This window comes from Pantoea sp. X-Soil-ISGK-421 (assembly GCF_059730785.1).
On the sequence record NZ_AP035979.1, the window covers coordinates 2,231,153 to 2,250,592 of the forward strand.

The following is a 19,440-nucleotide window of genomic DNA, read 5'->3' on the forward strand; positions in this document are numbered from 1 at the left end:
TCCTAATTGGTGCAATGTAAGAAAAACGCCTCATTAAGAGGCGTTCAATTCAACATTAGAAGCTATAACTGATGCCGGTCCAGAGTGTGTACTGGCCACTCTTATCGACCATCGGGCTGTCTTTGATTTCACTGTCGAAGCGCGTATAGCGGCCCGACAAGCTGGCATTCCAGTTTTCAGTGATTTTGTAACTCGCATTCATTTCGACATACGGTGACCAGCTATCATCTGGATGATATTCAGAGATGCCAGTGCGGGCGCTTTCGTGTGATGAGACACCATAGTAATAGCGGTTCTGATTGGCGCTATTCCACATGGCACCAATGCCTGGAGTCAGGCTGAAGGCGCCGAATTCGAAGCGATATAAATAGGTGAGATCCCAAATCATGCCGTTGCTGTTGTTGAGCACATCGCCCAGCAATGTCGTGCGCACGATGCCCCAATCGGCAACATGACGATAGCTGGCGCCGGCCATCAGCGTCATGCGTCGCTTATCCAGGTCTTTCATATCGCCCAAATCATTGTCTTTCGGATCGTACTGCTGCGGCGATCCCAGCACCGTCAGCGACAGCTGATTTTGGGGATCTTTCCACAGGTAATAGCCACCTTGCAGGCTACGGAACCAGAAGTTCTCACCTTCATAATTAATCACCGGAATGGGCAGGTAGCGGTCTTGTCCACCCCGATAAGGTGACTGCGCATAAATGACCGAAGCGCCAAGAGATAACGGTTCTGCATGAGTGCCGAACGCCGCAAAATAACAAGGAACAACAAGAGCAAGCGCTTTAAGTTTGAATTGGTTCACAATTTATTCAGTCCATTAATATAACAATCACACGCAGAGTCTAACCAAATTTTTGCGATCGGTTAACGTTTAATGATGCTCTGGCCGCAGCGAAGGGAATTATCTGAGATGCCTTCACGCCCAGCCTGCTTAGTTTAATTGCCTCGGTGCTTATGAGACTTTGTTATTGATATACCTTTGAATAAGGAGAAAAGTGGCTGCAGGTTTTCTGAATGCCTTCTACAGTTAAATGTAAGACGAGACTTTTTTGTACGAGCAGAGTAACCATAAGAACTGTGTATCCCGATAAAAAAATGTCAGGTTGGCATAAGGGTTGCTGTACTCCATAAAGAATATCTTCCGGGAGCTGCTACAAACTTTTATTACGCTCCTTTACCTGTGCTAAAAACGAAAGGACGGGCATCGCTATGAATATATTCGATCACTATCGTCAGCGTTATGAAGCTGCCAAGGATGAAGAGTTCTCATTGCAGGAATTCCTCGCCATCTGTAAACAGGATCGCAGTGCATACGCCAACGCTGCCGAGCGACTATTAATGGCCATCGGTGAGCCGGTGATGGTTGACACTGCGCAAGAGCCACGCCTTTCCAGAATCTTCTCCAACCGCGTTATGGGGCGCTATCCTGCCTTTGAAGAGTTTTATGGTATGGAGGAAGCGATTGAGCAAATTGTCTCCTACCTGAAACACGCCGCGCAGGGTTTGGAGGAGAAGAAACAGATCCTTTACTTACTGGGCCCGGTGGGTGGCGGTAAGTCCTCGCTGGCTGAACGCCTGAAAGCGCTGATGCAGCGTGTGCCTATTTATGTTCTGAGCGCCGACGGTGAACGCAGCCCGGTAAATGACCATCCTCTTTGCCTGTTTAATCCTCAGGAAGACGCCAATATTCTGGAAAAAGAGTATGGCGTGCCGCGGCGTTACCTTGGCACCATTATGTCGCCTTGGGCAGCGAAGCGTTTGCATGAATTTGGCGGCGATATTACCCGTTTCAAAGTAGTGAAAGTGTGGCCATCCATTCTGGAGCAAGTTGCTATCGCTAAAACCGAACCTGGCGATGAGAACAACCAGGATATCTCGGCGTTAGTGGGTAAAGTGGATATCCGCAAACTGGAAAACCACGCGCAGAACGACCCGGATGCTTACGGTTATTCAGGTGCTCTTTGCCGCGCGAACCAAGGTGTGATGGAATTCGTTGAGATGTTTAAAGCACCGATTAAAGTGCTGCATCCCCTGCTGACCGCCACCCAGGAAGGTAACTATAACGGTACTGAAGGGATCTCTGCTCTGCCGTTCAACGGCATCATTCTGGCGCACTCGAACGAATCAGAATGGGTCACTTTCCGTAACAACAAAAACAATGAGGCCTTCCTTGACCGTGTTTACATCGTCAAAGTGCCTTACTGCTTACGCGTTTCCGAAGAGATTAAGATTTACAACAAGTTGTTGGATCACAGTGAGCTGACCACTGCGCCATGCGCGCCGGGAACGCTGGAAACGCTGGCTCGCTTCTCAATTCTGTCGCGTTTGAAAGAGCCGGAAAACTCCAGTATCTACTCAAAAATGCGCGTTTATGATGGCGAGAGCCTGAAAGATACCGATCCAAAAGCCAAATCCTGGCAGGAGTATCACGATTATGCGGGCGTTGATGAGGGCATGAACGGCCTTTCAACCCGCTTCGCGTTTAAAATCCTGTCGCGCGTGTTCAACTTCGACCATGCCGAAGTGGCGGCCAACCCGGTTCACCTGTTCTACGTGCTGGAGCAGCAAATCGAACGTGAGCAGTTCCCTCAGGATCAAGCTGAGAAGTATCTGGAGCACCTGAAAGGCTACCTGATTCCAAAATACGCAGAGTTCATCGGCAAAGAGATTCAAACTGCCTATCTGGAGTCCTACTCTGAATACGGTCAGAACATCTTTGATCGCTATGTCACTTACGCTGATTTCTGGATCCAGGATCAAGAATATCGCGATCCTGACACCGGACAGCTATTTGACCGCGAATCGCTAAACGCCGAGCTGGAAAAGATCGAGAAACCTGCAGGAATCAGTAACCCGAAAGACTTCCGTAACGAGATTGTGAATTTTGTGCTGCGTGCCCGCGCGCAAAACAGCGGACGCAATCCGAACTGGACCAGTTACGAAAAACTGCGCACGGTTATCGAGAAGAAAATGTTCTCGAACACCGAAGAGTTGCTGCCAGTGATTTCGTTCAATACCAAAACCTCAACGGACGAGCAGAAAAAACACGATGATTTTGTCGATCGCATGATGGAAAAAGGCTATACCCGCAAGCAAGTACGTTTGCTGTGTGAATGGTATCTTCGCGTGCGTAAGTCTTCATAATCGTTATCTGTAAGCGTCGCGGCGCTGCGGTGCTGCCACAGGAGGCCGGGTTCTCCCGGCCTTAGCTTGCAATGCAGTTTGGGGGATTTTTATGGCCTATTTTATCGATCGGCGTCTAAACGGTAAGAATAAAAGCGCCGTCAATCGGCAGCGTTTTCTGCGCCGTTATAAGTCGCAAATCAAGCAATCGATCTCCGAGGCCATCAATAAGCGTTCGGTGACCGATGTCGAGAGCGGCGAATCGGTCTCGATTCCAATTGACGATATCAACGAGCCAAGTTTCCATCAGGGTCGCGGCGGTAATCGCCATCGCGTTCATCCGGGGAACGATCATTTCGTGCAAAACGATCGTATTGAGCGTCCGCAAGGTGGCGGCGGCGGTGGCGGCAGCGGTCAGGGTAATGCCAGTCAGGACGGTGAAGGCCAGGACGAATTCGTCTTCCAGATTTCTAAAGATGAATATCTCGATCTGCTGTTTGAAGATTTAGCGCTGCCTAACCTGCGTAAAAATCAGCATCGTCAGTTGAATGAGTATAAGACCCACCGTGCTGGCTTCACCTCAAACGGTACGCCGGCTAACATTAGCGTGGTGCGTTCATTACAGAACTCGCTGGCACGCCGCACAGCGATGACGGCAGGTAAACGCCGCATGCTCAACGAGTTGGAAGTGACGCTAGCGGAAGTGGAAAACAGCGAACCGGCGCAGTTACTGGAAGAGGAACGTTTACGTAAAGAGATTGCTGAATTGCGCGCGCGCATTGATCGTGTGCCGTTTATCGATACCTTTGACTTACGCTACAAAAACTTCGAGAAGCGGCCAGAACCTTCCAGCCAGGCCGTGATGTTCTGTTTGATGGACGTTTCAGGTTCGATGGATCAGGCGACCAAAGATATGGCGAAGCGCTTCTACATCCTGCTGTATCTGTTCCTGAGCCGTACGTATAAGAACGTCGACGTAGTCTACATTCGCCATCACACTCAGGCGAAAGAGGTCGACGAACAGGAGTTTTTCTACTCGCAGGAAACGGGCGGCACCATTGTCTCCAGTGCGTTGAAACTGATGGATGAAGTGGTTAAAGAGCGTTATGACCCTTCGCAGTGGAATATCTATGCTGCGCAAGCGTCAGATGGTGATAACTGGGCGGACGATTCGCCGCTTTGTCACGAGATTTTAGCCAAACATATTCTGCCGGTTGTACGTTATTACAGCTACATCGAGATTACGCGCCGCGCGCATCAGACCTTGTGGCGCGAGTATGAACATCTGCAAGCGACATTTGATAACTTCGCAATCCAACATATTCGCGAGCCAGAAGACATCTATCCAGTATTTAGAGAACTTTTCCATAAACAAGCAGCAGAAGCCTAAATCTATAAGCCGGTCAGTGACCGGCTTTTTCTTTACAGCAGCCCCGCTCACTTCCTGCCATTTACTGATGATTTTTCACACAAATTTAGCTGTATATGGGATGCGACCCCATAGAATGAAAAAATGTGCAATTAAGCGCTGACAAGCTATTGATAAGGCATTATCTTTCCACCTTGTCTGTGTGAATCCCCCGCAGTTTGTCTTTTTTGCCCCGCCGCAGGAGAACGCCGTTGAATACCAGCATGATTTACAGTGTGTTTATTATTGGGTCCGTGCTGGTAGCAGCAAGTATTTTGCTCAGTTCCTTTTCCTCGCGCCTCGGCATTCCGATTTTGGTCATCTTTCTCGCGTTAGGCATGTTGGCCGGTATTGATGGCATTGGCGGCATTGCGTTTGATAACTATCCAGTCGCCTATCTGGTCTCTAACCTTGCGTTGGCCATTATCCTGCTGGATGGCGGTATGCGCACCAAAGCGTCTTCCCTCAAGGTAGCGCTCGGTCCAGCGCTCTCACTGGCGACAGTCGGCGTAATGATCACGGCTAGCTTAACCGGTGTGGCTGCCGCCTGGCTGTTTAAGCTCGATCTTATGCAAGGCTTCCTGATCGGCGCGATTATTGGTTCAACCGATGCCGCCGCGGTGTTTTCGCTGCTGGGTGATAAAGGGCTCAACGAACGCGTCAGTTCAACGCTGGAAATTGAATCCGGCAGCAACGATCCGATGGCGGTGTTTCTGACCATCACCTTGATCGACATGATTCAACAAGGCCAGTCGGGCTTGAGCTGGATGTTCGTGGTGCATCTGGTGCAGCAATTTGGTCTCGGCATCGTGTTAGGTCTGGGCGGCGGCTGGGCGCTGCAGCAGTTGATTAACCGAATCAATCTGGCGCAAGGTTTATATCCGCTGCTGGCCGTGAGTGGCGGCATCATCGTGTTTGCGCTGACCACCGTAATGGAAGGCAGCGGCATTCTGGCCGTGTATCTCTGCGGCTTCCTGCTGGGTAACAGCCCCATCCGTAACCGCCACGGTATATTGCAAACGTTTGACGGCATGGCATGGCTGAGCCAAATCGGCATGTTCATTGTGCTGGGTTTGCTGGTGACGCCGTCCGATTTATGGCATATCGCGGTACCGGCGATGATTCTGTCGCTGTGGTTGATTCTGGTGGCGCGCCCGCTGTCGATTCTGGTTGGCCTGTTGCCCTTCAAGGGCTTCACCGGACGTGAACGTATCTTCATCAGTTGGGTTGGCCTACGTGGCGCAGTGCCGATTATCCTTGCGGTGTTCCCGATGATGGCTGGCCTGGAGAACGCCAAGCTTTACTTCAATATTGCCTTCTTTGTGGTGCTGGTGTCACTGATGCTGCAAGGTACGTCGCTGGGCTATGCCGCCAAACGTGCCAAAGTGGTGGTCCCGCCAACGGCCTCGCCAATCAGTCGGGTGGGTCTGGATATCCATCCCGAGAATCCGTGGGAGCAGTTCATTTATCAGCTGAGCGCAGACAAGTGGTGCGTCGGTGCAGCGCTGCGTGATTTGCAGATGCCGCGCGAAACCCGCATCGCCGCCCTGTTTCGTGATAACGCGTTAATGCATCCCAATGGTAATACGCGCCTGAAAGAAGGCGATGTTATCTGTGTGATTGGCCGGGAACGCGATTTACCGGCATTAGGGAAAATGTTCAGCCAAACCCCCCCGGTATCGCTCGACCAGCGCTTCTTTGGCGACTTTATTCTGGATGCCGAAGCGCGCCTGCGCGACGTGGCGCAAATCTACGGGCTTGAGCTGGACGAACAAACCAACGATCAGCAGTCGTTAGGTCAGCTGGTGATGAGTTTGCTGGGCAGTACGCCAGTCGTCGGTGATCAGGTGGAGTGGAAGCAATTAACCTGGACAGTAGCGGAAAAAGAAGACAATCAGATCGTGAAAATAGGTGTGCGCGTCAGTGAAGACAAAGAATAATCCGAGGCGTTATCGCTCGTAAACTGCGTGTGAACGACTATGCTCACTATTCAACCCAGTTAATACGGGAGAAAGTAATGGGACACGTGGTGAAGATTGGTCGTTATGAAATTGTTGATGCAGAGTTCAATACTGACAACGTTGATACGGTGAGTATTCCCTGCCACACCAATCCCGGCCTGAGTGACCAACTCGACGGCTGGGATGTTGAAACCAGTGTACCGGCATGGATTGATGGCGAAGCTGTCGATCTGCAAATCGGACACTATGACAAGCAACAGGACCTGTGGGTACTAAAAAAACCCGCCTGACTGGCTGGTGCCGCCATTGATGGAAATGGCGGTCATTCCGAAAAGTTGTCTTAAAATGAAGCGCTATATTCGCGATTAATTAACTTTTAACCTTACATTTCAATCGAATAGCCAATTATTTCTTTAGTCATTTATTTCCTTTTCAGACTATTTCCATATTAACTCTGTCAAATAACTCCTGCATACTCTTAAACGTTGCTGCAGCTTTTCGTGACGTGCATCACGTCTCAAACGGTCCTTTCCTTGCAGCGTTTATGGCAGCACTGACTTATATCTCGCTGAAAGAATTATTCTTTCTACTTTTCAGCGGACCACTCCTGAGCGTGTACTTGATTCTGGTCAGGCCATCTTTTACTTAAGAAAAGAGAGCAGGTTTTATGGCAAGTACTTTGATAATGAATAATGCAACCCGCTCGTGGAGCGGACTGCGCAAAAATCTCATCGCAAAAGTCGCCCTTAGTTTCTCAGATTTAATTGCGTTAAATCTGGCATTGTTTTTATCTGCCGCCACTGTTCAAGGTATTTGGGGCGAACTGGATACCTTTATTCCGCCTCAGCAGATTGAATACCGATTTATTGCTCAATTTAGCCTTTCCGTACTTTGCACCGCCTGGTTCTGGGTACGTATGCGTCACTACACCTATCGCAAGCCATTTTGGTTTGAATTAAAAGAAGTGATTAAAACGCTGTTTGTTTTCTCTCTGCTTGATTTGGCGTTAATTGCCTTTTCAAAATGGGACTTCTCGCGCATGGTTTGGGTGTTCAGCTGGACCTATGCCCTGCTGCTTCTGCCGCTGATGCGTGCCGTCGTTAAACGTGCGATCAACCGTGCTGGTCAGTGGCAAAAGGAAACTATCATTATTGGTTCCGGTAAAAACGCCATGGAAGCCTACGCGGCGCTGCAAAGCGAAGAGATCCTCGGTTATAACGTGCAGGCGTTTATCTCGCTGGATGATGACCAACAGCACGAGAAAGTTAACGGCGTTCCGGTGATCACCTGGAAAGACATCAACTGGCAAACCATGGACCGTGACAACACGCAATTTATCGTCGCCACCGAATTTGAGCAGCAAGTGGTGCGCGATAAATGGCTGAAGTTCCTGTCTAAAATGAAGTGCCGTTCGATTTCCGTGATCCCAACGCTGCGCGGCGTGCCGCTGTATGGCACCGACATGTCATTTATCTTCAGCCATGAAGTGATGATCCTGCGCGTCAGTAATAACCTGGCAAAACGCTCTTCTCGTTTCCTGAAACGCACCTTCGATATTGTCGTGGCGTCAATGCTGCTGCTGTTCCTGGGACCGGTATTTGGTCTGCTGTGTGCGATGGTGAAGCGTGACGGTGGCAATGCAATCTATGGTCATGAACGCGTTGGGCAAGATGGCGTGAAGTTTAAGTGCCTGAAGTTCCGCTCCATGGTGACCAACTCGCAGGAAGTGCTGCAAAATCTGCTGGCGACCAGCGAGGAAGCGCGTGCCGAGTGGGATCGTGACTTCAAACTGAAAAACGATCCGCGCGTGACCAAAATTGGTAACTTCTTGCGCAAAACCAGCCTTGATGAATTACCACAGTTGTGGAACGTGATTCGCGGCGAAATGAGTCTGGTGGGCCCGCGTCCGGTGATTGAAGCTGAACTGGAGCGTTATGCCGGTGACGTCGATTACTACCTGATGGCCAAACCCGGCATGACCGGTCTGTGGCAGGTCAGTGGTCGTAACGACATTGACTACGACACGCGCGTTTACTTTGATTCCTGGTACGTGAAGAACTGGGCACTGTGGACTGATATCGCGATCCTGTTTAAAACTGCTGGCGTAGTAGTCCGTCGCGACGGCGCTTACTAATACCCTCGAGGCGATGCCTGTGCGCTTTGGCAGGCATCGCTTTTTTTATCCCTTTCTTTTTCCCCACAGAGTCATTACCCTTCCGGCTTGTTTAACAGGTCGTTTTGGTTCGTCATGCAAAAATTCACCTTAATACTTCTCAGCCTGGTGCTGCTGGCGCCGCTGGGTATTGATCTCTACCTCCCTACATTGCCGCAAATCGCCGAAGGTCTTAACAGCCCGGTGAGCCTGATCCAAATCACTATTCCACTGTTTTTATTAGTGATGGGCATCGGCCAACTGATTACCGGTCCGCTGGTGGATAATTTTGGTCGTAAGCCCCTCGCGTTGATCGGTCTCGCGCTTTATATCATTGGCAGCGCGATTGCCGCGACAAGCACGCTGTGGCCGGTGTTCTTCCTCGCCCGTATCATTCAGGGTTGCGCCGTGTGCTGCACCGCAGTGGTGGCGTTTAGTGGCGTGCGCGACCGTCTCAGCGGTGAAGATGCTGCACGCGCTTACGGCTTCCTTAACGGTGCACTGAATATCGTTCCAGCGCTGGCGCCCCTGCTGGGTGGGATTCTGGCCGAAGCCTACGGTTGGCGTATGCCGTTCTGGTTCCTGTGCGGCTATGCTGTGGTAATCGGATTGGTCGTGCTGCTGTGGCTCCCAGAAACGCGTCCTGCGGACACGCTGCGCGTAAAAGGTCTACCGCTGGCGCAATATGCTGCCATCGCTCGTGAACCGCGCTTCCTCGCCTTTGCGTTCGCTAACGCTGGTGCGCTGGGCATGGTGCTCACCTATGTGTCGCTAGCGCCACACGTGCTGATGACCGAAGGCGGCCTGACGCCGCTGCAATTCTCCTTCGCTTTTGGTGCCAATGGTTTTTGGATCATGCTGGTTAGCGCCTTCGTGAACAAAACCATTCGCAAAGCGGGACGCCCATTCTGCCTGGCGATGGGCTTCGCCACCATGTTAATGGGCGCGATTCTGTTAATCATGGGCACTACGCTGTTACCCGCGGCGTGGCAAAACCATTGGTCGCTGTACATGATTCCAGTGGCAGTTTCCGTCGCCGGATTGGCGTTTACGGTCGGCCCCGCCACCAGCTACGCGCTGGAGCCCTATCAACAGCAAGCGGGCGTTGCCTCGGCACTGCAAGGATTTATTCAGATGGCATGTGGTGCGGGGGGAAGTATGGCAATCGTGGCATTGCCCGTCGCGGAGAAATCGTCACTGGCATTGATGATGTTGATCGGCGCAGCGCTGGCGATAACCGCCTGGCGCTGCAGCAAGAAGATGCACGGTCGCGTTACCGCACTTAAATAACCTCAACCGGAACGCGGGGGGCGAGCGCGCACATCAGCTCGTATCCCACCGTTCCGGCGGCTTTCGCCACCTCATCGATTTTCACCTGATTACCCCACAACTCAACCTTCGAGCCAATACCAGCCTGCGGACAAGGGTCTAAATCGATCATCATCATGTCCATCGAGATGGCGCCTAGCGTTTGTGTGCGTATGCCATCAACGCTAACTGGCGTGCCGGTAGGCGCGTGACGCGGATAGCCATCGGCATAACCACAGGCGACGATGCCAATGCGCTGTGCGCCGCTGGCGTGATAACGATAGCCGTAACCCACGCCATCACCCGCATTCAGCTGCTGCACGCCAATGATTTCGCTGCTGAGCGTCATGACCGGCTGCAATCCAGTGCTGGCGATATCTTGCCAGTCGCCGCTCGGTGACGCGCCATAGAGGATAATGCCGGGGCGCACCCAGTCAAAGTGCGCTTCAGGATGCCACAGCGTGGCAGCCGAGTTAGACAGGGAACGCGAGCAATTAAGCCCTTCCGCCGCCAATTCGACGCGCTTCATCGGCTCAACCAATCCTTGTGGATTCTCAGCATCAGCGAAGTGCGCCATTAGCGTCATTTCACCGACATTCGCCAAAGCGCGCAGTTTCTGCCACGCCGCCTGTGCCTGCTCAGGACGAAAACCCAGTCGATTCATACCGCTATTAATTTTCAGATAAACATCCACCGGCGCCGACAGTTGCGCTTTAGCCAGCGCCTGTATCTGCCAGTTACTGTGTACGCTGGTAGTGAGTCGATAACGATCAATCAGCGCTAAATCGTCGGCGTGAAAGAAACCCTCCAGCAATAGGATCGGCTTTTTCCAGCCCTGCTCACGCAGTAAGATTGCCTCTTCCATATTCAGCAGCGCAAAGCCGTCAGTCTCTGCCAGACTTTGCCAGACGCGGGCCACACCGTGCCCATAGGCATTGGCTTTCACCACCGACCAGACGCGTGAATGCGGTGCCGCCTGGCGTACAACAGCCAGATTATGACGCAGTGCCTGTTGATTCAGGGTGGCACCGGTTGGACGTGACATGCTTTTACTCTCCCTGAGGTCTCAACGCGCCGCGCTAGCGTTACGCAACGGCGAAGAATGTGGCTCAAAACCTGGCAGGTAGCGCAGCACAGACAAATCATCTGCAGCAATCGCCGGTTTCTGACCGGAAATTAAATCAGCTAAAAGCTGACCGGAACCACAAGCCATGGTCCATCCCAGCGTACCGTGACCGGTGTTGAGATAGAGATTGGAGAGCGGTGTACGCCCAACAATCGGTGTACCGTCTGGCGTCATCGGACGCAATCCGCTCCAGAACGTGGCTTGTTCGACAAATCCGCCTTCAGGATAGAGGTCGCGGACCACCATCTCCAGCGTTTCGCGTCTTGCCGGCAACAGTTTGGTGTTAAAACCAACAATTTCTGCCATACCACCCACGCGAATACGATTATCAAAGCGCGTCACCGCCACTTTGTAGGTTTCATCGAGAACAGTGGAAGCCGGCGCGGCATCGGCGTTCTTGATCGGAATGGTCAACGAATAGCCTTTCAGCGGATAAACCGGGATGGGAAGGATGTCTTTTAACAGCGACGTTGAATAGGAACCAAACGCCACGACGTAAGCATCGGCTTTGATCACCTCATCGCCACACTTCACACCATAAATACGGTTGCCCTCACGCAATAACTGATCCACAGAAGTGTTGAAGCGAAAAGTCACACCCGCCGCCATAGCCATCTCCGCCAAACGTTGGGTAAACAGTTGGCAGTCGCCGGTTTCGTCATTGGGCAGACGTAAACCGCCGGTGAGTTTGTGCGCCGTCGCCGCCAGCGCGGGTTCAACATTTTTTAGTTGATGCGCTTCCAGGAGTTGGTAGGGAACGCCCGCATCTCGCAGCACGGCAATATCTTTACTGGCGCTTTCGAACTGTTGTTGAGTACGGAACAGTTGCAGCGTGCCGCCCTGACGACCTTCATAGGCGATGCCCGTGCTCGCGCGCAACGTTTTAAGGCAGTCGCGGCTGTACTCCGCGATACGCACCATGCGGCTTTTATTTTCCTGATAATGCTGCATGTCGCAGTTTCGCAACATATTCCACATCCACTCCAGCTGGAATTTGCTGCCATCAAGACGAACCGCCAGCGGCGCGTGACGCTGGAACATCCATTTGACCGCTTTAAGCGGAACACCCGGCGCCGCCCAAGGCGCGGCATAGCCCGGTGAGATCTGTCCCGCATTACCGGCGCTGGTTTCCAGCGCGGCGGCCGGTTGGCGATCAATAACCGTGACCTGATGTCCGGCCTGCGCCAGATACCAGGCGCTCGCTACCCCGACAACACCACTACCAAGAATCACTACGCGCATAAGCCCCTCGTCGCAGCAAAAGAATAATTAACTATTAACCCAGCCCACCACAGCATAACCCGACCGCCACTCAAATCTTACATTCGACTGACTTATTTCACATGTTTTTTACCTGACTGCACACTAAAATCATGCAACTCATCAAAAATCAGGATTTTTTATGCCTTAAATCCCTTAATCAGCAATTTATTATGCGGAAGGCAGCGGTTTTGACTTTTTTCAGGAGAAAGCGCCGCAGTCATACAATGCTCTTATAAATAGAGCATTATTCTGCAAATTAAATTAAAACCAACATTTGAAACAAGTATCAACTTAACTAGCGCTTTTTGAATGATTTTCTGCCAAAAGAATTCGATTGAGATTCAGTTTCGGATAGGCGACAGTGGACTATCATTGAAGTGTTCGCTCAGTTTTATTGGGCCATCTTTACTCAGGATGAGGCCTTAAACGATCGTGACAGGTTATTCCTGCCGCTTGCAAAACAGAGGTGCGCTATGACGACAATCTTTGACGAGCCAACCCGCAACAGTAAACGACTCAGTGATGGACCCGACTGGACCTTCGAACTGCTGGATGACTATCTGGCTGAAATTGACCGCGTAGCCAAAAGCTACGGACTGGAAACTTATCCGCACCAAATCGAAGTGATTACCTCCGAGCAGATGATGGATGCTTACTCAAGTGTAGGTATGCCGATCAATTATGCACACTGGTCATTTGGCAAGAAATTCATCGAAACCGAACAACGCTATAAGCACGGTCAGCAAGGGCTGGCTTATGAAATCGTCATCAACTCCAATCCGTGCATCGCTTATTTGATGGAAGAGAACACCATGACCATGCAGGCGCTGGTGATGGCGCACGCCTGTTACGGTCACAACTCGTTCTTCAAAAACAATTACCTGTTCCGCAGCTGGACCGATGCCAGTTCCATTGTGGATTATCTGCTGTTTGCGCGGAACTATATTACCGACTGCGAAGAGCGCTATGGCGTGGAGGAAGTGGAGCGGCTGCTCGATTCCTGCCATGCGCTGATGAATTACGGCGTGGATCGCTATAAACGCCCTCAGAAAATTTCGCTGCAGGAAGAGAAAGCACGTCAGCAAAGTCGTGAAGAGTATTTGCAGAGCCAGGTGAATACCCTGTGGCGCACGCTGCCGCGTAAAGAGAAAGAGTCGGTCCACGTTGAGGCATCGCGCTACCCATCTGAACCGCAAGAAAACCTGCTCTATTTCATGGAAAAAAATGCGCCACTGTTGGAATCCTGGCAACGTGAAGTGTTGCGCATTGTGCGCAAAGTCAGCCAGTATTTTTATCCGCAAAAACAAACGCAGGTGATGAACGAAGGCTGGGCCACCTTCTGGCACTACACCATCCTTAATCATCTGTATGACGAAGGCAAAGTGTCGGAACGTTTTATGATGGAGTTCCTGCACAGTCACACTAACGTGGTATACCAACCGCCCTATAACAGTCAGTGGTATAACGGCATCAACCCTTATGCGCTCGGCTTCGCGATGTTCCAGGACATCAAACGTATCTGTCAGACACCAACCGAAGAAGATCGCTACTGGTTCCCGGACGTGGCCGGTTCCGATTGGCTGAAGACCATGCATTTTGCCATGCGCGAATTTAAGGACGAAAGCTTTATCAGCCAGTTCCTGTCGCCTAAAGTGATGCGTGATTTCCGCCTGTTCACGGTGATGGATGACGATCGTAACAACTTCCTCGAAATTGCCGCAATCCATGATGAAGCGGGTTATCGCGCTATCCGTCAGCAACTGTCTGCCCAGTACAATCTGAGCAATCTGGAACCTAACATTCAAGTCTATAACGTCGATTTACGCGGTGACCGTTCGCTGACGCTGCGTTATGTGCCGCAACAACGTGCGCCGCTCGATAAGAGCCGCAAAGAAGTGTTGAAGCATGTGCATCGCTTGTGGGGTTTTGATGTGATTCTGGAACAGCAGAATGAAGATGGCAGCGTGGAGTTGTTGGATCGCTCGCCAACGCGCGGCCCAGCCTTATGAGGCCAAAAAAAACCGGACTTTAAAAGTCCGGTTTTTCTTTTATCGCTTGCTGGCCAGGTCATCCGGCATGCTCTTCTGCATCTTGTGCCAAATCTCACCACTGCGGCGACCATATTCGCGCACGCTATCGACAATCTGCTCCTGCGACGGGTTCGCCACGCACAGGTCAGCCAGTTGGCGATAGAAGTTACGCGCCAGTTCACGCGCTTCGAGACTTGAGAAGTAGTGACGACCGACACGGGTATACAATCCTTTCAGGCCGTTCAAAATCAGACCATAAATCGGGTTGCCTGAAGCAAAAGCCAAGCCACGGAATACGCGGTAATCCAGCTCGGTATAAGCTTCTGCTTTGTCTTCCTCGATCAGCGCATTCTCCAGCACTTCGCGCGCTTTTTCTGGATGATGACGCAGCGCACGGCTGATAAAAATCGAAGAGATATTCGTGCGCACCGACAGCAGATTATCAATCAACTGCGGGACGCTGTCATGATCGAGTCGGGCCAGAGTTTCGAGAATATTTAAACCGGAGGTTTCCCAGAAGTCGTTAACGCGTGTCGGCTTGCCATGTTGAATCGTCAACCAGCCATCGCGCGCCAGACGCTGCAATACTTCACGCAGCGTGGTACGCGTCACGCCAATCAGTTCAGAAAGCTCACGTTCGGCAGGTAGAATAGATCCCGGCGGAAAACGACTGTTCCAGATGCTTTCAATAATATACTCTTCAGCAAATCCCGCGGGGCTCTGCGCCTTAATCACCATAGCATTTATTTCTCGTTGCTTTCTTTATCGTAATGCGACTCATCATACCAGAGCGGCTATAGCGGAAATAGCCTGCCAACCGATTAAAAGCGCGCGCTGGCGCAAAATTCAGCCTTGAATTCAGAGGAATTTGCCTGCACAAGCACACGTTTGCGCTGCATCTGCGGCTTGCACGTATCGGATAAGGTGCCAGCTAGAATTTTTTTAGGTCTCAACGCGACTTAAGTCATTTTTGTACATGATTTTTTCCCGTTACCTGGCTGGCACGGTTGCGCTTTTGGTTTACACTGCGAAACATTAACGGTTACAGGAAAAGCAATATGTTGCGATATTTGAATCAATGCTCGCGTGGACGGAGTGCCTGGCTTTTGCTGGCCCTGACGGCGTTAGCATTTGAATTAACAGCCTTGTATTTTCAGCACGTAATGGGGCTGCAACCCTGCGTAATGTGTATTTATGAGCGTTGTGCGCTATTTGGCGTGATGGGTGCGGGCATTGTTGGGGCGCTAGCGCCGAAAACTCCGCTGCGCTGGGCGGCAATCCTCATCTGGATTTATAGCGCCATTGAAGGTACGCGCCTTTCTTACGATCACACCATGATTCAGCTGCATCCTAATCCGTTTGTCACCTGCGACTTTGCCGCACGCTTCCCAAGCTGGTTACCGCTGGATAAATGGTTGCCTTCAGTGTTCGTGGCCAGCGGTGACTGCGCCGAACGTGGATGGACTTTCCTGACCTGGAGCATGCCGCAGTGGATGATCGTGATTTTTGCCGCTTATCTATTGGTGGCGCTGCTGGTGTTGATTGCACAACCGTTCAAACCTAAACGCCGTGATCTGTTCGGTCGTTAAGCACAAACAAAACAGGCAGCCTTAGCTGCCTGTTGCATGATTACCCGTTGCGATCAGGTCGATCAATTATATGCTCTTCCCAATCCCGCACTTCACTCTCACGCACCGCAATAAATCGCACTGAAATGCGCTGCGCATGCATCGCCTTTTTAGAACCCGCGATCAGCGGATGCCAGGCCGGCAAGGATTTACCTTCGCCTAACACGCGATACGCGCAAGTCCGCGGCAACCATTCAAAACTGGTAAGGTTTTCACGCGTCAGCTTGATGCAATTCTCTTCTAACTCAAAACGACGCTCATAGCTCCGACACTGGCAGGTTTTGATGTTCAGTTGATTACAGGCAACGTTGGTGAAGTAGATTTCATCAGTGTCCGCATCCTGCAACTTATTCAGGCAACATTGGCCGCAGCCGTCGCACAGGGATTCCCACTCTGCGTCGTTCATTTGGTCAAGGCGTTTAGTCTGCCAGAAAGGTTGTTCAGTCATGATGGCGGTCCGGGTTAGCAATGAAACCGCACCTTATAAAGGTTCAGGTGCGGTGATGCAAGTTTTACAGTACGCGAGTAGAAATACCGTGGCCGGCCAGCGATACTTCCAGCTTATCGCCAGATCGCATCGGGCCAACGCCTTCAGGCGTACCAGTCAATACCACATCGCCCGCGCGCAGGGTGAAATACTGGCTCATATAGGCAATCAGCGGCAAAATTTTGTGGATCATATCGGCGGTAGTCCCGTGCTGACGCACCTCGCCGTTAACCACCAGCTTCAGCTCGGTGTTTTGTGGATCGCCGCTAAACTCAGAAACAGGGATAAAACCCGACAGCGGACAGGAATTATCGAAACCTTTGGATTTCTCCCACGGTTGGCCGGCTTTCTTCAGACCGGCCTGCACATCGCGCAAGGTCAAATCCAATGCCACGCCATATCCCGCAATCGCCTTCGCCACGTGTTCTTCACTCGCCTGCTTTAGCGTCGAGCCAATCAGCACCGCCAGTTCCACTTCATGATGCACTTCACCAAAATTTGCCGGAATCGACAGCGGCTGGCGCAGATCGCACACGGCGGTTTCCGGTTTGATAAACACAACCGGTTCGGTTGGCGTGGCACTGCCCATTTCCTTGATGTGCTTCGCATAGTTGCTGCCAACGCATACCACTTTACTGACCGGGTAATCCAACAGAGCGCCCTGCCAGTTACGATGCTGATACATGCTATTCCCCTACTTTGGTTGTGTTTGGGATGTGTTTGCCGCCAGCGCTTCTGGCGATTAAGTCTGGCTCAGTGCCGGAACGCGACAGGCTGAGGAAGAATATATTAGCGGGTTTAGGGCGGCCGTCGTGGCGTAAATTGTCAAAAGTCGTTAATCGTATACAACAAAATCAGCTAAACGCCTGGATAATTGCCCGCAATAAAGGGTTAAAGCGGGCGATTAATTAACGTAAATAGCACTGATTATTTCTACAGGATATATTTACAGATGAATCTGAATTAATCTTTTTTACCCTGATCGAGATGAATGTTGAGCAGACTTTCAACCGGCGGTGGAATTTGCAAATAATAGCCGTGTTCGCTTAAACCTTGCTTAACTTTATTGATATCCGCGTTAGCCAGCTTGTCACGCTTATCCAGTGACAGCACCATTGCCAACTGGGGTTTGCCGAAGCCACGCAGCAGTTCTTCGGGTACCCGTGAGAAATCGTCTTTTTTTTCAACATACAGATAAGTCTGTTCACGTTGTGGGCTTCTGTAGATCACACAAAACATATTTTTTACTCGAATTAACCGGTGGCGTCACTTGCCTGAATATAGCAGTAACTATAACATGCTTGCAGAACTTCGAATATTGACCGTTTGATGTTATTGCCGATTTTATCGACGTACATTTAAGGGTCGTAAAACAGGACTGAGTCAGCACAGATGTCGCAAACGCCAATCGAATTCAAGGGAAGCAGTTTTACCCTGTCAGTCGTTCATCTGCATCATTCGCAACCCGAGGTGATTCGTCAGGCGCTACAGGACAAAATCGATCAGGCACCTGCCTTTTTGCTGAATGCGCCGGTGGTACTGAATGTGTCAGCGCTCACCGGCGACATTAACTGGAAACAGATGCAACAAGCGGTGATGGCGACCGGTCTGCGCATCGTCGGTGTCAGCGGTTGCAAAGATGAAGCCCTGAAAAAAATGATTGCCCGCGCCGGTTTGCCGGTTCTTTCCGAAGGTAAAGAGAGCCGCAAGCAAGCGAGTGAACCGGTAGTTGAAGCCGCACCGATTGTCCCTACAGCGGTGGCAGATGCCGCCAGTAAAACCCGCATCGTCAATACGCCGGTGCGTTCGGGCCAGCAGATTTATGCGCGCAACGCCGATCTCATCGTCACCAGCAGCGTGAGCGCCGGTGCCGAACTGGTCGCCGACGGCAACATTCATATTTACGGCATGATGCGCGGCCGTGCGTTAGCCGGCGTCGGCGGACAAAGCGACAGCCAGATTTTTTGCACCAACCTCGCCGCAGAGTTGGTCTCAATTGCCGGGGAATATTGGATGATGGATCAAATTCCGGCGGAATTCTTTGGTAAAGCGGCGCGCCTCAGCCTGATAGAAGGCGCGCTTACCATTCAGACACTTAATTAAGCCCCTTTTCTTTCGTTAAGGAAATCAACATTTATGGCACGCATTATTGTAGTTACATCGGGTAAAGGGGGCGTTGGCAAGACCACGTCAAGCGCGGCCATCGCCACTGGGTTAGCGCAGAAAGGCAAAAAAACCGTCGTAATCGATTTCGATATCGGCCTGCGTAACCTCGATTTGATCATGGGCTGTGAACGCCGCGTGGTTTATGACTTTGTAAACGTTATTCAGGGTGATGCGACGCTGAACCAGGCGCTGATTCGTGACAAGCGCACTGAGCAACTCTACATTCTGCCGGCTTCACAAACGCGTGATAAAGATGCGCTGACGCGTGAAGGCGTTGAGAAAGTGCTGAACGATTTGGCGGCGATGGAGTTCGACTTTATCGTCTGCGACTCACCAGCAGGTATCGAAACCGGTGCGCTGATGGCATTGTACTTCGCCGATGAAGCGATCATCACCACCAACCCAGAAGTCTCTTCAGTACGTGACTCGGACCGTATTCTCGGCATCATCTCTTCGAAATCTCGTCGTGCTGAGAACAGTCAGGATCCCGTGAAAGAGCATCTGCTGCTGACCCGTTACAATCCAGGTCGCGTTACCCGCGGCGATATGCTGAGCATGGAAGACGTGCTGGAAATTCTGCGCATTCCACTGGTTGGCGTCATCCCGGAAGATCAATCTGTCCTGCGCGCCTCTAACCAGGGTGAGCCGGTGATCCTCGACGCAAACGCTGACGCCGGTAAAGCCTATGCTGATACCGTAGATCGCCTGCTTGGCGAAGAACGCCCCTTCCGCTTTATTGAAGAAGAGAAGAAGGGTTTCCTTAAACGCCTGTTCGGGGGATAACC

At 51.4% G+C, this 19,440-nt stretch carries 17 protein-coding genes; 10 read left to right on the top strand and 7 right to left on the bottom strand.

Annotated elements, in window-relative coordinates:
- Positions 1 to 55: 55 nt before the first annotated feature.
- On the bottom strand, positions 56 to 805 hold the full coding sequence (locus AC6I8K_RS10405; RefSeq protein WP_497826678.1) for a MipA/OmpV family protein: 750 nt from the start codon (positions 803 to 805) through the stop codon (positions 56 to 58).
- A gap of 407 nt (positions 806 to 1,212) precedes the next feature.
- On the opposite strand from AC6I8K_RS10405, the gene yeaG reads away from it, so the two are divergent.
- The 6 genes from yeaG (at position 1,213) to AC6I8K_RS10435 (ending at position 9,937) form a co-directional block, all read left to right on the top strand.
- Positions 1,213 to 3,147 carry a protein kinase YeaG gene (yeaG, locus tag AC6I8K_RS10410; protein WP_008110364.1) on the top strand — a complete coding sequence of 645 codons (1,935 nt, stop codon included), beginning with the start codon at positions 1,213 to 1,215 and terminating at the stop codon, positions 3,145 to 3,147.
- Between the two features lie 91 nt (positions 3,148 to 3,238).
- Positions 3,239 to 4,516: a YeaH/YhbH family protein gene (locus tag AC6I8K_RS10415; RefSeq protein ID WP_064738864.1), complete on the top strand. Its 1,278-nt coding sequence runs from the start codon at positions 3,239 to 3,241 to the stop codon at positions 4,514 to 4,516.
- A gap of 230 nt (positions 4,517 to 4,746) precedes the next feature.
- The gene (locus AC6I8K_RS10420; protein ID WP_497826679.1) at positions 4,747 to 6,474 is read left to right on the top strand and encodes a potassium/proton antiporter; all 1,728 of its coding nucleotides are present in this window, start codon (positions 4,747 to 4,749) and stop codon (positions 6,472 to 6,474) included.
- Between the two features lie 77 nt (positions 6,475 to 6,551).
- Positions 6,552 to 6,785 (top strand): DUF1480 family protein, encoded by a 234-nt coding sequence (locus AC6I8K_RS10425; RefSeq protein WP_007889678.1) that lies wholly within the window; start codon positions 6,552 to 6,554, stop codon positions 6,783 to 6,785.
- Positions 6,786 to 7,162: 377 nt separating this feature from the next.
- Entirely contained in the window at positions 7,163 to 8,629 is a 1,467-nt protein-coding gene (gene wbaP, locus AC6I8K_RS10430) for an undecaprenyl-phosphate galactose phosphotransferase WbaP (protein ID WP_064738867.1), read from the top strand.
- Between the two features lie 114 nt (positions 8,630 to 8,743).
- Complete coding sequence (locus AC6I8K_RS10435) at positions 8,744 to 9,937, top strand: multidrug effflux MFS transporter (RefSeq protein ID WP_497826680.1); 1,194 nt, start codon at positions 8,744 to 8,746, stop codon at positions 9,935 to 9,937.
- Here the strand turns inward: AC6I8K_RS10435 and dadX are convergent.
- Positions 9,930 to 11,000, bottom strand: coding sequence for a catabolic alanine racemase DadX (gene dadX, locus AC6I8K_RS10440; RefSeq protein WP_064738869.1), 1,071 nt, complete (start codon positions 10,998 to 11,000; stop codon positions 9,930 to 9,932). The two genes, AC6I8K_RS10435 and dadX, sit on opposite strands and share 8 nt — an antisense overlap.
- Positions 11,001 to 11,021: 21 nt before the next feature.
- A complete protein-coding gene (locus AC6I8K_RS10445) occupies positions 11,022 to 12,323 on the bottom strand; it encodes a D-amino acid dehydrogenase (RefSeq protein ID WP_497826681.1) in 1,302 nt (433 codons plus the stop codon).
- 494 nt (positions 12,324 to 12,817) lie between these two features.
- Here AC6I8K_RS10445 and AC6I8K_RS10450 point away from each other — a divergent pair, with 494 nt between their 5' ends.
- Positions 12,818 to 14,353 (top strand): SpoVR family protein, encoded by a 1,536-nt coding sequence (locus AC6I8K_RS10450; protein ID WP_483817532.1) that lies wholly within the window; start codon positions 12,818 to 12,820, stop codon positions 14,351 to 14,353.
- 39 nt (positions 14,354 to 14,392) lie between these two features.
- On the opposite strand, the gene fadR is transcribed toward AC6I8K_RS10450, so the two are convergent.
- Positions 14,393 to 15,112 carry a fatty acid metabolism transcriptional regulator FadR gene (fadR, locus tag AC6I8K_RS10455; protein WP_008110376.1) on the bottom strand — a complete coding sequence of 240 codons (720 nt, stop codon included), beginning with the start codon at positions 15,110 to 15,112 and terminating at the stop codon, positions 14,393 to 14,395.
- Between the two features lie 320 nt (positions 15,113 to 15,432).
- On the opposite strand from fadR, the gene dsbB reads away from it, so the two are divergent.
- Complete coding sequence (gene dsbB / locus AC6I8K_RS10460) at positions 15,433 to 15,963, top strand: disulfide bond formation protein DsbB (protein WP_497826682.1); 531 nt, start codon at positions 15,433 to 15,435, stop codon at positions 15,961 to 15,963.
- A 40-nt stretch (positions 15,964 to 16,003) separates the two neighbouring features.
- Here the strand turns inward: dsbB and ycgN are convergent, their stop codons facing one another.
- The 3 genes from ycgN to AC6I8K_RS10475 all read right to left on the bottom strand — a co-directional run bounded on the left by ycgN (position 16,004) and on the right by AC6I8K_RS10475 (position 17,728).
- On the bottom strand, positions 16,004 to 16,450 hold the full coding sequence (gene ycgN, locus AC6I8K_RS10465) for a cysteine cluster protein YcgN (RefSeq protein WP_064738873.1): 447 nt from the start codon (positions 16,448 to 16,450) through the stop codon (positions 16,004 to 16,006).
- 64 nt (positions 16,451 to 16,514) lie between these two features.
- On the bottom strand, positions 16,515 to 17,174 hold the full coding sequence (locus tag AC6I8K_RS10470) for a fumarylacetoacetate hydrolase family protein (RefSeq protein WP_064738874.1): 660 nt from the start codon (positions 17,172 to 17,174) through the stop codon (positions 16,515 to 16,517).
- A 278-nt stretch (positions 17,175 to 17,452) separates the two neighbouring features.
- The gene (locus AC6I8K_RS10475) at positions 17,453 to 17,728 is read right to left on the bottom strand and encodes a YcgL domain-containing protein (protein WP_007889664.1); all 276 of its coding nucleotides are present in this window, start codon (positions 17,726 to 17,728) and stop codon (positions 17,453 to 17,455) included.
- Between the two features lie 153 nt (positions 17,729 to 17,881).
- Here AC6I8K_RS10475 and minC point away from each other — a divergent pair, with 153 nt between their 5' ends.
- Positions 17,882 to 18,592 (top strand): septum site-determining protein MinC, encoded by a 711-nt coding sequence (gene minC / locus AC6I8K_RS10480; RefSeq protein ID WP_483817533.1) that lies wholly within the window; start codon positions 17,882 to 17,884, stop codon positions 18,590 to 18,592.
- 33 nt (positions 18,593 to 18,625) lie between these two features.
- Positions 18,626 to 19,438 carry a septum site-determining protein MinD gene (minD, locus tag AC6I8K_RS10485; RefSeq protein ID WP_007889662.1) on the top strand — a complete coding sequence of 271 codons (813 nt, stop codon included), beginning with the start codon at positions 18,626 to 18,628 and terminating at the stop codon, positions 19,436 to 19,438.
- Positions 19,439 to 19,440: the final 2 nt, after the last annotated feature.

Coding starts and splice junctions, on each gene's coding strand:
- yeaG (WP_008110364.1), top strand. CDS start 1,213: ATGAATATATTCGATCACTATCGTCAGCGTTATGAAGCTGCCAAGGAT.
- dsbB (WP_497826682.1), top strand. CDS start 15,433: ATGTTGCGATATTTGAATCAATGCTCGCGTGGACGGAGTGCCTGGCTT.
- minD (WP_007889662.1), top strand. CDS start 18,626: ATGGCACGCATTATTGTAGTTACATCGGGTAAAGGGGGCGTTGGCAAG.
- ycgN (WP_064738873.1), bottom strand. CDS start 16,450: ATGACTGAACAACCTTTCTGGCAGACTAAACGCCTTGACCAAATGAAC.
- dadX (WP_064738869.1), bottom strand. CDS start 11,000: ATGTCACGTCCAACCGGTGCCACCCTGAATCAACAGGCACTGCGTCAT.
- wbaP (WP_064738867.1), top strand. CDS start 7,163: ATGGCAAGTACTTTGATAATGAATAATGCAACCCGCTCGTGGAGCGGA.
- AC6I8K_RS10415 (WP_064738864.1), top strand. CDS start 3,239: ATGGCCTATTTTATCGATCGGCGTCTAAACGGTAAGAATAAAAGCGCC.
- AC6I8K_RS10475 (WP_007889664.1), bottom strand. CDS start 17,728: ATGTTTTGTGTGATCTACAGAAGCCCACAACGTGAACAGACTTATCTG.
- AC6I8K_RS10435 (WP_497826680.1), top strand. CDS start 8,744: ATGCAAAAATTCACCTTAATACTTCTCAGCCTGGTGCTGCTGGCGCCG.
- AC6I8K_RS10425 (WP_007889678.1), top strand. CDS start 6,552: ATGGGACACGTGGTGAAGATTGGTCGTTATGAAATTGTTGATGCAGAG.
- minC (WP_483817533.1), top strand. CDS start 17,882: ATGTCGCAAACGCCAATCGAATTCAAGGGAAGCAGTTTTACCCTGTCA.
- AC6I8K_RS10445 (WP_497826681.1), bottom strand. CDS start 12,323: ATGCGCGTAGTGATTCTTGGTAGTGGTGTTGTCGGGGTAGCGAGCGCC.
- AC6I8K_RS10450 (WP_483817532.1), top strand. CDS start 12,818: ATGACGACAATCTTTGACGAGCCAACCCGCAACAGTAAACGACTCAGT.
- fadR (WP_008110376.1), bottom strand. CDS start 15,112: ATGGTGATTAAGGCGCAGAGCCCCGCGGGATTTGCTGAAGAGTATATT.
- AC6I8K_RS10470 (WP_064738874.1), bottom strand. CDS start 17,174: ATGTATCAGCATCGTAACTGGCAGGGCGCTCTGTTGGATTACCCGGTC.